The organism is Mesorhizobium sp. M1D.F.Ca.ET.231.01.1.1 (assembly GCF_003999155.2).
Lineage (GTDB): Bacteria > Pseudomonadota > Alphaproteobacteria > Rhizobiales > Rhizobiaceae > Mesorhizobium.
This window is the reverse complement of the sequence record NZ_RZOZ02000008.1, coordinates 79,236-92,683: the sequence shown is the minus strand read 5'-3', so window position 1 is coordinate 92,683 and position 13,448 is coordinate 79,236. Positions and strand designations below refer to the sequence as shown.

Below are 13,448 nucleotides of genomic sequence, written 5' to 3'. Positions count from 1 at the left end.
CTTGTGGGAGAAGGTGGATCGGCGCGGAGCGCCGAGACGGATGAGGGGTGCTCCAGCGGAGTGAGACCCTGGCGTTCCCTGGAACACCCCTCATCCGTCGCCTTCGGCGACACCTTCCCCCACAAGGGGGGGAAGGGGGAGCCCGCTAGATAACATTCAGCTCCCGGAACGCCCTTCCCTCCGCCACGCGCACATACCCGAAGGCCGAGCAATCCACAGTCCGGTAGCCGCCATGCACGATGAGCTCGGCGAGCGCCTTGCCGACCGCCGGCGCCTGCTGCAGGCCGTGACCGGAGAAGCCGTTGGCGAAGAGGAAGTTTTCGACCTCCGGATGCGGGCCGATGACCGCGTTCTGGTCGAGCGTGTTGTAGTCGTAATGCCCGACCCAGGCGCGCGTCGGCTTGATCGCCTCGAAGGCCGGGATGCGGGTGGCTAAAGTCGGCCAGATCACCTCCTCGAACAGCGGCCAATTCACCTCGAAATCCGTGGGATCGGGCGCATGGTCGCCTTCCTCCGGCTCGGCGCCGCCGGTGATGTAGACCGACCCTTCAGGCCGCACATAGATGCCGGAGGGGTCGACCAGCAGCGGCATGTCGGCGTATTTCTCGCGCGCCTCGAAGACGAAGACGTTGCGCTTGCGCGGCTCGACCGGCAGCGCGAGCCCGGCCAAAGCCGCCACCTTGCCGGCGTTGGGGCCGGCGGCGTTGATGACGATGCCGGCTTTAAGCGTGTCGCCATTGTTGAGGCTCACTGCGGTGACGCGATTGCCCTGGCGCGCGATGCCGGTGACCGTGGCGGCGATGAAGTCGATATTCTTCTCGCGCAGCGCCTTGCGGAACAGCATCAGCAGCGCATGGGCGTCGAACCAGCCTTCGCCGCTGCGGCCGTAGGCGCCGGCCGAAATGCCTTCGGTCGATAGCCATGGAAAGCGGCGCGTCAGCTGCCCGGCGTCCTCCAGCACGATGTCGGCGCCCTCGGCGATCTGCGCCTCGTGATTGGCCTTCAGGATCGGCAGCCCGGCCTCGCCGGCGAGGATCAGGTAGCCGCCTTCGCGAAAACCGATATCGGCATCGGCGCCGAAGGTTTCCTTCAGCCGCCGGAACAGTTTCAGCGTGAACTGCGACAGGCGGATGTTCTCCCCGATCGAGAACTGCTGGCGTATCGAGGCGCAGGACAGCGTCGTCGCCGCATGGGAGAATTGAGGATCGCGCTCGATCAGCGCGATGGAGCCGGTAAAGCCCTCTTCGCGCAGATAATAGGCGACCGAGGACCCGACGATGGCCCCGCCGATGATGACGATGTCGTAGCGCACTTCTTTCGGCTCTCCGGCTCCAGAGCATGATCCCGAAAAGTGGGTACCGGTCTTCGGATAAGATCATGCTCAACTTGATAAAGGCAGATTGATCTCGAAGCGCGTGCCGCGCTCGGAGTCAACCAGCGTTATCGTGCCATCATGCGCTTTCAGGAGGGCCAGCACGATGCCGAGCCCCATGCCGGTGCCGCCGGCCTCGCGCCGTGTGGTGAAGAACGGCTCGAACACTTTTGCGCGGTTGCTGGCCGAAATGCCGTCGCCGTCGTCGCCGACATGGACAGCCGCTCTTTCGCCTGCTCTTTCGGCGCCGACCGTCACCTTCCCGGCGCCGTGCCGCGCCGAATTGTCGATGAGATTGGCAAGCACGATCGCGAGGTTCTCGCCCGAAATGCCGAGGCCGATATCACCGCCGGCCTCGACGCGCGCCTCCAGCCTGGCGTCGACCGGCAGCAGCGCCAGCGCCGCCTTGAGCGTCGTGCTTTCGCCGCTCGGCGCCAGGTTTTCGGCGCGCGCCAGTTCGAGCAGCCGGCGCACCAGGAGATTGAGCCGGCCGGCATCGGTGACGATGTTGTTGGAGAAACGCCGCCGCTCGGCCTCGTCCATCGTCCCGCCGGAATCCCTGAGCAGCTCGGCCGCGCCCTGGATCGCCGTCAGCGGCGATTTCAGCTCGTGCGAGACATGGGTGGCGAAGGTCTGGATGCTGTCGGAGCGCGCCTGCAATTTGGCGGCCATGTCGAGGAAGGCGGCCGACAGCGCCGCCATCTCGCGCGTGCCGTGATGGTCGAGCGGCTTGATCGCTTCGCGGTCGCCGGCGGCGATGCGTTTCGTCCGCTCGATCAGCGCATAGATCGGCCGGCTGACGGTGCGGATGAACACCAGCGCGATCAGCAGCGTGCCGCCGAGGATGGCGATCGCCGCCAAGGTCACCTTGCCGCGCTCGCCATAGAGATGCTTGACGATGTTGTTGGGCGTTCGCGACAGATAGACCACGCCGGCGACCCTGCCTCCCACTTCGGCCGGCAGGGCGACGAAGACGCGCACCTTGGTGCCGCGGCTCACCGAATAAAGCGGCGGCACCGGCTGGTCGGGGATCCTTAGGCGGAGCTCGCTGGCATAGGAGCCCGCAAGCGCCTGCCGCACCTCCGCGACCTGGCCGAGCGACAAGCCCACCTCACCGCCGCCGGCAATCACCACGCCATGCGGGTCGAGCAGCCGGAAGCCGGCGAGCGTCGTCTTCTGCGTCTCGTCGAGAATACCGTCGAGCCGCGCCCCGATGGCCGCGAAAGCCGGATCGGCCACCGCGGGAAGACCCGCCGGGCGCGATGGCATGACATAGTCGGAGGCAAGGTCGAGCTGCGGCTCGATCGGTTCGTAAGGATAGTTGACGCTGTCATGAATCGGGGGGATTTGCGCGCCGAGCTTTTCAGGCGAAATGCCAGCAGCGCGCACCGCATCGGCATAGATGGCGGCAACGACCGCGCCCTGCGCGATGAGCTCGGCCTCGGTCTGGCGGATCAGCTGGTTCTCATAGAGCCGGAAGAAGAACAGCCCGACCAGCGGCAGCGCCATCACCACGATCAGGATGGCGACCACGACGGTGGCGAGCCTGGGCCGCCATCTTTCCTTGCTCAACCACCGCATCGGCCGAGCCGGAAGCCGACGCCATGCACGGTCGCGATCGCGTCAAGGCAGCCGACGGCCGCCAGCTTGGCGCGGATGTTGCGGATATGGCTGTCGACGGTGCGTTCCGAGACATGGATGTTCGATTGATAGGCGTTGGCCATCACCACGTCGCGGCCGAGCACATGAAGCGGGCGGGCGAGAAACCCTTTTATGATGGCGAACTCGATGGCCGTGAAGGTGAGCGGCTTGCCGTCGAAGCTCGCGGCATGGCTTGCCGGAACAAGCACGAGCTTGCCATGCGCGAACTGCCGGCCGTCCTCTTCCTCCGCCGCCGCCTGAGGACGCGCGCGCCGCAGGATGACGTTGACGCGGGCGACCAGCTCGCGCGGGCTGAACGGCTTCGTCACATAGTCGTCGCCGCCCATTTCGAGGCCAAGGATACGGTCGATCTCTTCGTCGCGCGCCGACAGGAACAGCACCGGCACGTCGGAGCGCTGCCTGAGCCGCCGGCAGACCTCCAGCCCGTCCATCTCCGGCATGCCGATGTCGAGCACGATGAGGTCGGGCGCCCGCCGCCCGACGGCCTCGAGGGCGGCGCCGCCGTCGGCGACGGCCTGCGTCCTCATGCCGGCCTTTTCCAGCGCGAAGCAGATGATCTCGCGGATATGCGGGTCGTCGTCGGCGACGAGGATGGTGTGCGGCATCGATCAGTGGCCCGGCGCATAAGGTTGGGTGACGGCAGGATTGGCAAGCGAGCCGCGCCTGTCGAGATAGCGCAAAAGCCTCCAGTCGCGAAAGCTCCAGGCCCGCCAGTGATTCAGGACAGCGCGATACGCGCCTTCGTCGACCGGGCGTATCCCTATTAGTTGGCGAAAGGCTGGATCTTCGGCGTTCGTCGGGGCGTGACGGTCAATGAAGCGGTCGAGGGCGGGAAATGCGCCCGCACCTAGCGACCGCACATACCAGATGTCGAGGGGAACGCCCTGTCCGGTCATTTCGAGGGAATGGTCGACATTGTAGTTGGCGATCAGCGCGGCGAAGTTGACGAAACAGCAGGCATAAAGCGCCGCCGAAAGCGTCAGAAGATTGGCGGAGAGCAGCCATTCGCCGGATTTTTGGAGCGCGATGCGGGCGATGATGAGCGCCAGCCCTGCCGCCACCAGTCCCATCCAGATGAAGGCGGCGACGCGCAGATAGGTCAACGCGTAGACGCCGACATAGAGGTTCAGCCTCAAGATCGAGGAGACGACCAGCGCGATGTTCTGCGCCACCCAGAGATAGACCAGCCCACGGATCAGCGGGTCGCTCGAGGTCTCGCTGCCGGGTCTCAGCGCCGCCAGCACGAAGCCGGCGGCGAGCAGCGCGGTGACGACCAGTGGATAGGCGCCGCGATGCGCATAGGCGGCATAGGTCAGCCCGTCCGGGAGTGCCACGCGGCCCCAGAGATAGGCGGCGTCGAGCACCGTCTGCACGGCGAACAGGGCGTTGAAGACGATCAGCGCGCGCAGGATGGCCGCCTTGCCGAAGATGATGTCCTCGGCCGCGGTTCTCGCCGGCCGCGCCGCCGGCGCGGCGCGCGCGACCCGCTTGATGCCTGACAGGAAGCGGGGCAGGCGCGGCCTTAGGAAAGCCCAGGCGCCGGCCAGTACGATCACCCAGAAGACAAGCCGCCCGACCTCGATGCGTTCCAGCAGCGCGTAGAGGTCGATCAGCGACAGCCAGTGTTCGATGATCGGGTTGGCGACGCCGAACAGCGCCAGGAAGACGGCGCCGAGGGTCAGCGGCATCGCCCAGACGGCGGTCGCTGCCAGCCGGATGCGCCGCCGCCCGAGCCGGCGCGCCACCTTGCGCCAGCGGAAGAAGTCGCGAACGAACCGGAATGGCGCCGCAATCGAGAAGAGGCAGAGCTGGCCGGCGATACGGGCAACGCCCGCGCGCAGCCGCCCGGCGTGCGACAGCGCGAACGCCGCCAGCGCCACGATCGCGACCAGCACCGATAGCGGGCTGACATTTTCGATGAGCGGCAGCAGCGCTGCGAAAAGCGCGAGAGGCCTGAGCCAGACCCGGCCGTCGCTCAGGGCGGCGGGATGCACGGCGACGACCGCGCCGGCAAGCACGATGCCGAACAGGAAGACCGTGATGCCGGCCGGCTGGCCGTAGAAAAGGAAATCCGCGAGCGCCACCAGCAGGATGCCGGCGCCGATGCGGCGGCAATAGCTCGGGGCGAGCGACCTCTTCATCGTCGGCGCCGGCATGGTCATCGTCGTCATCGCTGCGCCTTCCCGCCGCTTGTCATGCGGCGGCTCCATGCCGGACGCGATTTCAGGGTGAAGCGAAGCACCGCCGCCGTGGGACCTTGCGGCTCGACGAGCCACCAGCCTTCGTTGCGCAGCCGGCGCGGCAGGGACCGGCGGGGTTTGCGATGTGTTTGCATGGCCGGCTGTTTGGCGCGCTGGCGCGGTGGGGTCGGGGCGGATTGGAGGAGGTTTTCCGCATTGATTTGCAGATTTGGTGCAGGCGCAATCTCCCCTTGAGACCTCTCAAGGGGGCTGCGCCTTGCCTCACCCGCCTCAAGGCGGCATAGATCGGCCATGGCCGTTGACCCTTACAAACCGCGCCGCTCGGTGCTTTACATCCCCGCCTCGAACGACAAGGCGCTGGCCAAGGTCGCCTCGCTGGCCTGCGACGCCGTCATCCTCGACCTGGAAGACGCCGTCCTGCCCGCCGACAAGGCGACCGCTCGCGACAGGGTTGCCGGCATCCTTGCCGGACGCCAACGGCGTTGCGAGATGGTGGTGCGCGTCAATCCGCTCTCCAGCAAATGGGGCATCGACGACCTGCTGGCCGTCGCCAAGGCCGAGCCCGACGCCATCCTTCTGCCCAAGGTCGGCACGCCGCGCGACATCCTCGAGGCCGGCGATCTGCTCGATGACAATTTCGCGCCGGATACGGTGAAGCTGTGGGCGATGATCGAGACGCCGAAGGCGCTGCTCAACGTCGGCGCCATCGCCGAGCTCGGCCGCGACCGGGCGTCTCGTCTGGCTTGTTTCGTTGCCGGAACGAATGATCTGGTGAAGGCGACCGGCATTCTGGCGACGCCCGACCGGCGCTATCTGATGCCCTGGCTGCTGCAGCTGGTGCTCGCGGCCCGCGCCGGCGGCCTCGATGTGATCGACGGCGTCGCCAACGACTTTAGCGACTTGGACGGCTTCGCCCGCGAATGCGCCGAGGCGGCCGCCATGGGTTTCGACGGCAAGTCGCTGATCCACCCTGCCCAGATCGAGCCGGCGAACCGCGCCTTTGCGCCGGCGCCGGAGGCGCTGGCCAGGGCGCGCGCGATCAGGGACGCGTTCGCGCTGCCTGAAAATGCCGGCAAGGGCGTCATCGCGCTGGACGGCCGCATGGTCGAGCGGCTGCATCTGGCCGAGGCCGAGAAACTTCTGGCGAAGGCCGCAATCATCGGCGCATGATGCGCGGATATTCATGACAGGGTTAAAAAATGAAACTTTACCGCTTTCTGTCTGGTCCGGACGACGCCACCTTCTGCCACAAGGTGACGGCGGCCTTGAACAAGGGCTGGCACCTGTTCGGCTCGCCGACCTATGCCTATGACAAGACGACCAAGTCGATGCGCTGCGGCCAGGCCGTGGTGAAGGACGTCGAGGGCCAGGAATACGGACCCGACACCAAGCTCAGCGATTGGTAGATTACAGCCGAGTTCTCCCTGGGAGATGCCAACAGGGCAGAGGGGCGCGCGAAGGAACGAGGCGGCGCCCGGAAACGGCGAAAGCGCTCAGAGACTGTTTCGAAATTCGCTCTGGCGAGTCATATGGTGGTGGTTTCGAGAACCGGAGCGGAGCGGACATTTGGGTCCGTGAGCACCGGAAGCGCAGAAAACGCCAGCAGATGGCCGCCGGAGTAGAATTTCCAAACAGTCTCTACCCCGCCGCCGCTTGCTCGGCCGCCTCCTCGATCCGCTCCATGTCGTCGTCCGAGAGGCCGAAATGGTGGCCGATCTCGTGGATCAGGACATGGGTGACGATGTCGCCCAGCGTCTCCTCGTTCTCGGCCCAGTAGTCGAGGATGGCGCGGCGATAGAGCGTGATGCGGTTCGGCCCCTCGCCGGTCTGCGGGTTCCAGCGATCGGCGATGCCGCGCCCCTCGAACAGGCCGAGCAGGTCGAACGGCGTCTCGAGCGACAGGTCGTCCATGATCTCGTCGGTCGGGAAGTCGGCGATCTGGATGATGATCTCGCCCGTGAGCTTGCGGAAGTCTTCCGGCAGATGGGCGTAGGCCTCCAGCGCCAGAAGCTCCATTTCGTCCATCGACGGCGAGAGCTGGTCGTGCCAGGTGCGGGTCTTGTAGATGCGGGCCATGAAATTTCCTTTGATCCCGGCATATAGGCTTTCGCGCCGATCGAGGCAAATGAGCCGGCTGGCGGGACGCCTTAGGCTGAAGAGAGAAGGAATAAATTCTTTATGACTCCGCTTGACTCTTCCGAAGCCCTCTGGAATCTATAAGAACATAACAGGAACAACTGCTGTCGGAAGTGAACGTCATGGCGATGAGCGTCGTGGCGCGGGAAACTGTTTTTGCCCTGCGCCGCCAGATCGCGAAGATCGAGGGAACGCTGCCCGAGCGCCTGGAAGCGCCGGCAAGCGGCGCGCCCCGAACAATTCCGGGGCGAGCAATTCCAGGAAAAGTGCGAAGCGGTTTTCCGTCCGGAATTGCGGAAAAACAAATAGCTGGCGATGCCGCCGGATCGGGCATCACCCCCGGGACCAACATTGTCCGGCGCGGCCTTGCCGTGGCCTCGCCGGATGCCTTCCTGCACACCGGCATCGAAGGTCTCGACGCGGCACTCGGCGGCGGCCTGCCCAAGGCAGCGCTCAGCGAAATCCATGGGCTGGAGACCCGCGATGCCGGCGCCGGCGCCGGCTTCGCGCTCTCCCTCACCAGCCTGATCCTCAGAAAGAAGCACGGCCTGCCGGTCCTCTGGATCGGCACGGCGGAGATCTTCCGCGAGGCCGGCTTTCCTTATGCCAAGGGGCTCCACGCCCTCTTCGGCATCGAGCCCGAGCAATTGCTGTTCTCCGAGGCGCCGAAACTGCTCGACGCGCTGTGGATCGCCGAGGAGGCCGCCCGCATGACGGCCTTCGCCGCCGTCATCCTCGAGATCCGCGGCAGCCCGCGGCTCCTCGACCTGACCGCGACGCGGCGGCTGCACGCCCGCGCCCAAAGCGCCGGCCGCCCGGTGCTTTTGCTGCGCCAGGCCGGCGAGGCCGAGCCCACCGCCGCGCCCGTGCGCCTCATCGTCTCGGCCGCGCCGGCGGCAGCGCGCCGGACGGTCGCCGGCCCACTCGCCGGCTCGATCGGCCGCCCCGCCTTCACCGTCGATATCGGCAAGAGCCGCAAGGCCCTGCCCGGACAATTCACACTGGAGTGGAACCCCGATGAGCACGCTTTTGCCGAAAGAACAGAGAATTCTGTCGCTGTGGTTCCCGTACCTTTGCGCGGAGCGGATCCTGCGCCAGCGTCTGGGGCGGTCCTGGCGTTCCCGGCCCTCGCATCACCTGCCCTCGCCTCACCCACCGCTGGTGATCAGCCATCGCGACAACAACACCCAGCGCATCGCGGCCCTCGACGAGCGGGCTGAGGCGCTCAAATTGAAGCGCGGCATGGGCATTGCCGATGCGCGCGCCATGCATCCGTCGATCGATGTGATGGAGGCCGACACGGAGGCCGACCGCCGTCTGCTCGAAGGCCTCGCCGACTGGTGCGACCGCTACACGCCGCTGGTGGCGATCGACGGCGAGGACGGGCTCTTCCTCGACGTCACCGGCTGCACGCATCTGTTCGGCGGCGAGCGCGCCATGCAGGACGAGATCCTCACCCGTTTCTTCGAGCAGGGCTTCGATGTCCGCGCCGGCCTTGCCTCGACGCCCGGAGCCGCCTGGGCGGCGGCGCGCTTCCACGGCGACCGCATCGTCGCCTTCGGCGAGGAGGAGGCGCTTCTGGCGCCGCTTCCCTTGTCCGCGCTGCGCATCGCGCCGGAGACCCGCGCCAGCCTGGAAAGCGTCGGCCTGCGCACGGCGGGCGCGGTGATGGCCGCGCCCCGCGCCCCGCTCGCCCGCCGCTTCGGCGCCACCTTGCTTCTGCGCCTCGATCAGGCGCTCGGCCGCCTCGACGAGGCCGTGTCGCCGCGCCTTCCCGTGGCGCCGCTCTCGGTCGAGCGCCATCTTGCCGAACCGGTCATGCTCACCGACGACATCGAGCGGCTGGTGAGCCGGCTTGCCATCGCTCTGAAGGCCGATCTCGAGCGCCGCGGCGAGGGTGCCAGGGCGCTCGCCCTTCTCCTCTTCCGCGTCGACGGCGCCGTCAGCCGCATCGCGGTCGGTACCTCGCGCCCGATGCGCGAGCCGCAACTGATCCGAAAACTGTTCCATGAGCGGCTGACCGCGCTGGAGCAAAACATCGATGCCGGCTTCGGCTTCGACCTCGTGCGGCTGTCGGTGCTTTCGGTCGCCGCCTTCGACTTGGCTCAGGGCGACCTTGCCGGCGAGGCCGACGACGACGACGCCGACATCGCTTTATTCGCCGACCGCATCCGCGCCCGCCTCGGCGAGGCCGCCGTGCTGAAGCCGGCCGTCGTCGAAAGCCACCTGCCGGAACGCGCCGTCGCAATCGTTCCTTTCGCGGAAGCGCCGCAAAGGCGCATGCCGCCGAAACAATCCGACCGGGCCGCCCCGCCGATGACCATCTATCCGCCGGAGCGGCCGGTGCGGCTGTTCCGCTCGCCCGAGCCGATCGAGGTGCCGGCGACCGAGATCCCCGAGGGCCCGCCGATGAATTTCCGCTGGCGGCGCGCGCTTTATCGTGTGGCCCGCGCCGAAGGGCCGGAGCGCATCGCCGCCGAATGGTGGCGGCGGCTGCCCGGCGAGGAGGAAGCGCCGACGCGCGACTATTACCGCATCGAGGACAGCGAGGGCCGCCGCTACTGGCTCTACCGCCAGGGCCTCTACGGCGGCGCCGCGCAGGCCGCGCCGCGCTGGTTCATGCACGGTGTCTTCGCATGAACGCGCTGACCGCCATCCCCTATGCCGAGTTCGGCATAAGCTCGAATTTCTCCTTCCTGCGCGGCGCCTCCAAGCCGGAGGAACTGGTGGTGACGGCCAAATTCTACGGTTTTTCCTCGATCGGCCTTGCCGACAGGAACACGGTTGCCGGCGTCGTGCGGGCCTGGCAGCAGGCCAAGGTCGAGAAGCTCGCCTATCATCCGGGCTGCCGCCTGGTTTTCCGCGACGGCACGCCCGACATCCTCGCCTATCCCCGCGACCGCAAGGGCTGGGGGCATCTCTGCCGCATGCTGACGCAGGCCAATCTGCGCGACGAGAACGAGAAGGGCGCGACGCTGCTCGAGCTCGGCGACCTGCTCGAATGGGGCGACCTGATGTCGCTGGCGGTGCTGCCCGGCCTGTCGGGAGGCGCGGAAGGCAATCTGGCGCTCATTAGCCGGCTTAAGGGTCGCTTCGGCGCAGCGCTCCGGCTCGCCGTGGCGCCGGATTACGGCGGCAACGACCGCTTCCGCATCGAGCAGGCGGCGGCGATGGCCAAACATGCCGGCATTCCGCTGATGGCGACCAACGACGTGCTCTATCATGCCGCCGACCGCCGGCCGCTGCAGGACGTGCTCACCGCGATCCGCCTCAACACGCCGGTTTCCGAGGTCGGACTGGAGCTGACGGCCAATGCCGAGCGCCACCTGAAGCCGCCGCTCGAAATGGCGCGCCTTTTCCGCCGCCATCCTGAGGCATTGGCCGAGACGCTGTGCTTCGCCGACGAATTGACCTTCTCGCTCAGCGATCTCGAGTACAATTATCCGGACGAGCCGACCGAATCCGGCCTCGGCCCGCAGGCCGAGCTCGAACGCCTGGCGCGGGAAGGCGCCGTAAGACGCTATCCGGCCGGCGTTCCCGTCCATGTCACGCGGCGCATCGCGGAAGAGCTCGCGCTCATCGAGCGCCTGAATTACGCGCGCTATTTCCTGACCGTCCACGACATCGTCAAATTCGCCCGCAGCAAGGACATCCTTTGCCAGGGCCGCGGCTCGGCCGCCAATTCCGTCATCTGCTTCTGCATCGGCATCACCGAGGTCGGCCCCGACCGGATCGATGCGCTGTTCGAGCGCTTCATCTCCGAGGAGCGCAACGAGCCGCCCGATATCGACGTCGACTTCGAGCATGAGCGGCGCGACGAGGTCATCGCCTATATCTACGAGAAATACAGTGCCAAGCGCACCGCGCTCGCGGCCGCCGTCATCAGCTATCGCGGCCGCTCGGCGTTGCGCGAGGTGGCGAAGGCCATGGGCCTTTCGGAGGACGTCAGGAGCGCCCTGTCGAGCACCATCTGGGGCTGGTCGACCTCCGAGCTCGGCGAAAGGGAAGCCAATGCCGGCGGCCTCGACCGCACCGATCCGCTGTCGCGGCAGGTGCTGGAGCGCGCCAACGAGATCATGGGCTTCCCCCGCCACCTCTCCCAGCATGTCGGCGGCTTCGTCATCACCCGCGACCGCCTCGACGAGGTCGTGCCCATCGTCAAGACGGCGATGGAGGAGCGCAAGATGGTCGAGTGGGACAAGGACGATCTCGACGCGGTGAAGATCCTTAAGGTGGATGTGCTGGCGCTCGGCATGCTGACCTGCCTGAAGCGCGCCCTGACCCTGCTCACGCAGCATTATCCGGCGGCGCGGGACGACTACGGCCGGCCCTATGGCTTGAATTCCCTGCCGCCGGAGCACCCTCGCGTCTACGACATGATCTGCCGGGCCGATACGCTCGGCGTCTTCCAGATCGAATCCCGCGCCCAGATGTCGATGCTGCCGCGGCTCAAGCCCCGCGAATTCTACGATCTCGTCATCGAGGTGGCGATCGTGCGGCCCGGCCCGATCCAGGGCGACATGGTGCACCCCTACCTGCGCAGACGGCAGGGCAAGGAGGACGTCAATTATCCCAGCCCGGACTTGGAGAAGATCCTTGGCAAGACGCTTGGCGTGCCGCTGTTCCAGGAACAGGCGATGAAGATCGCCATCGTCGCCGGCGGCTTCAGGCCGGGCGAGGCCGACGAATTGCGGCGCGCCATGGCGACCTTCAAACGCACCGGCACGATCGGCAATTACCGCCAGCGCATGATCGACGGCATGATGAACAATGGCTACGAGCAGGACTTCGCCGAGCGCTGCTTCAAGCAGATCGAAGGTTTTGGCGAATATGGCTTCCCCGAAAGCCATGCCGCGTCCTTCGCGCTGCTGGTCTATGCCTCCTGCTGGTTCAAGACCTTCTTTCCCGACGTTTTCTGCGCCGCGATCCTGAACGCGCAGCCGATGGGATTCTACCAGCCGGCCCAGCTCGTCCGCGACGCGCGCGACCATGGCGTCGAGGTGCGCGAGGTCGACATCAACCATTCCGTCTGGGATTGCACGCTGGAAAGGTCGGCCTTCGATCCGTCCCGCATCCTCGAACGTCATGCCTCGATGCGCGGTGTCATCGAGGCGGCTCATGCCGTGCGGCTCGGTTTCCGCCAGATCAAGGGACTGTCCGGGGAGCGCATGGAGGCCGCCGTCGCCCGTCGCGGCGACGGCTATCGATCGGTCAGGGATGTCTGGCTGCGCTCGGGCCTCGATGTCGGCGAGATCGAGAAACTGGCGCAGGCCGACGCCTTCCGCTCGCTCGGCCTCGACCGCCGCGCCGCGCTCTGGGAAGTGCGCGCGCTCGACGGCAGGAGCGCTGCCGAAAAGCTGCCGCTGTTCGACCGGCCGTCGCTCGGCCTGCGCGAGCTGGAGCCCGAGACGAGGCTGCCGAAAATGCCGCTCGGCGAGCATGTCGTCCATGACTACCGCTCGCTCGGCCTGTCGCTGAAGGAGCATCCGGTCGCCTTCCTGCGCGAGCGGCTCACCCGCGCCGGCATCACGCCCAATGCCAGCCTGCCGTCGGTGCGTGACGGCCGCCGCGTCACCGTCGCCGGCCTGGTGCTGGTGCGCCAGCGTCCCGGCAAGGGCAATGCGATCTTCATCACCCTTGAGGATGAGAAGGCGATCGCCAATGTCATCATCTGGCCGCGCGTCTTCGACCGCTTCCGCTCTGTCGTGATGGGCGCGCGCTTCATCCGCGTCACCGGCAAGCTGCAGCAGGAATCGGATGTCATCCACATCGTCGCCGACAGGATCGAGGATTTGACCCCCTGGCTGGGCGTGCTTTTGCGGCCGCCCGTAATCGAGCATCAGCCGGATGCAAACCGGTCTGCCCCGGCGAACCGCAGTCTGCCAGTCCGCCAGGACATCGAGACGCTGTCGAGTACCGCGCAACAGGTCATGCCGAAAGGGCGGAATTTTCAGTAGGACGACGACACGAGGAAGCAGAGGCCCAACTGCGGGTTCCGTCACGATGCACAACTTTGATGTCGGCAGGACAGCGCCCCCCTCTGTCCTGCCGGACATCTCCCCCACAACAAGGGGGGA

The 13,448-nt window shown here is 66.8% G+C and carries 10 protein-coding genes; 5 read left to right on the top strand and 5 right to left on the bottom strand.

Features of this window, described 5'->3' with window-relative positions:
• Positions 1–145: 145 nt before the first annotated feature.
• The 4 genes from EN874_RS21075 to EN874_RS21060 form a co-directional block, all read right to left on the bottom strand.
• Complete coding sequence (locus EN874_RS21075) at positions 146–1,312, bottom strand: FAD-binding oxidoreductase (protein WP_127427097.1); 1,167 nt, start codon at positions 1,310–1,312, stop codon at positions 146–148.
• A gap of 69 nt (positions 1,313–1,381) precedes the next feature.
• Positions 1,382–2,953, bottom strand: a complete 1,572-nt coding sequence (locus tag EN874_RS21070; protein ID WP_127427096.1) for a HAMP domain-containing sensor histidine kinase — start codon at positions 2,951–2,953, stop codon at positions 1,382–1,384.
• The gene (locus EN874_RS21065) at positions 2,941–3,639 is read right to left on the bottom strand and encodes a response regulator transcription factor (RefSeq protein ID WP_127427095.1); all 699 of its coding nucleotides are present in this window, start codon (positions 3,637–3,639) and stop codon (positions 2,941–2,943) included. Before EN874_RS21065 ends, EN874_RS21070 begins: the two co-directional genes overlap by 13 nt.
• Positions 3,640–3,642: 3 nt before the next feature.
• Entirely contained in the window at positions 3,643–5,205 is a 1,563-nt protein-coding gene (locus EN874_RS21060) for a DUF4173 domain-containing protein (RefSeq protein ID WP_348631738.1), read from the bottom strand.
• A gap of 321 nt (positions 5,206–5,526) precedes the next feature.
• On the opposite strand from EN874_RS21060, the gene EN874_RS21055 reads away from it, so the two are divergent.
• Positions 5,527–6,405, top strand: coding sequence for a CoA ester lyase (locus tag EN874_RS21055; protein ID WP_127427094.1), 879 nt, complete (start codon positions 5,527–5,529; stop codon positions 6,403–6,405).
• 29 nt (positions 6,406–6,434) lie between these two features.
• Positions 6,435–6,641: a DUF1737 domain-containing protein gene (locus EN874_RS21050; RefSeq protein WP_127427093.1), complete on the top strand. Its 207-nt coding sequence runs from the start codon at positions 6,435–6,437 to the stop codon at positions 6,639–6,641.
• A gap of 232 nt (positions 6,642–6,873) precedes the next feature.
• On the opposite strand, the gene EN874_RS21045 is transcribed toward EN874_RS21050, so the two are convergent.
• Entirely contained in the window at positions 6,874–7,311 is a 438-nt protein-coding gene (locus tag EN874_RS21045; protein ID WP_127427092.1) for a metallopeptidase family protein, read from the bottom strand.
• A gap of 182 nt (positions 7,312–7,493) precedes the next feature.
• Here EN874_RS21045 and EN874_RS34425 point away from each other — a divergent pair, with 182 nt between their 5' ends.
• The 3 genes from EN874_RS34425 to EN874_RS21030 are packed head-to-tail and all read left to right on the top strand — an operon-like array spanning position 7,494 to position 13,328.
• Entirely contained in the window at positions 7,494–8,591 is a 1,098-nt protein-coding gene (locus EN874_RS34425; RefSeq protein WP_127427091.1) for a hypothetical protein, read from the top strand.
• The gene (locus tag EN874_RS21035) at positions 8,533–10,011 is read left to right on the top strand and encodes a DUF6504 family protein (protein WP_127427090.1); all 1,479 of its coding nucleotides are present in this window, start codon (positions 8,533–8,535) and stop codon (positions 10,009–10,011) included. Before EN874_RS34425 ends, EN874_RS21035 begins: the two co-directional genes overlap by 59 nt.
• Positions 10,008–13,328, top strand: coding sequence for an error-prone DNA polymerase (locus tag EN874_RS21030; protein WP_127427089.1), 3,321 nt, complete (start codon positions 10,008–10,010; stop codon positions 13,326–13,328). The genes EN874_RS21035 and EN874_RS21030 overlap by 4 nt, the downstream gene beginning before the upstream one ends.
• Positions 13,329–13,448 lie beyond the last annotated feature (120 nt).

Coding starts and splice junctions, on each gene's coding strand:
- EN874_RS21070 (WP_127427096.1), bottom strand. CDS start 2,953: ATGCGGTGGTTGAGCAAGGAAAGATGGCGGCCCAGGCTCGCCACCGTC.
- EN874_RS21065 (WP_127427095.1), bottom strand. CDS start 3,639: ATGCCGCACACCATCCTCGTCGCCGACGACGACCCGCATATCCGCGAG.
- EN874_RS21060 (WP_348631738.1), bottom strand. CDS start 5,205: ATGACGACGATGACCATGCCGGCGCCGACGATGAAGAGGTCGCTCGCC.
- EN874_RS21055 (WP_127427094.1), top strand. CDS start 5,527: ATGGCCGTTGACCCTTACAAACCGCGCCGCTCGGTGCTTTACATCCCC.
- EN874_RS21050 (WP_127427093.1), top strand. CDS start 6,435: ATGAAACTTTACCGCTTTCTGTCTGGTCCGGACGACGCCACCTTCTGC.
- EN874_RS21045 (WP_127427092.1), bottom strand. CDS start 7,311: ATGGCCCGCATCTACAAGACCCGCACCTGGCACGACCAGCTCTCGCCG.
- EN874_RS34425 (WP_127427091.1), top strand. CDS start 7,494: ATGGCGATGAGCGTCGTGGCGCGGGAAACTGTTTTTGCCCTGCGCCGC.
- EN874_RS21030 (WP_127427089.1), top strand. CDS start 10,008: ATGAACGCGCTGACCGCCATCCCCTATGCCGAGTTCGGCATAAGCTCG.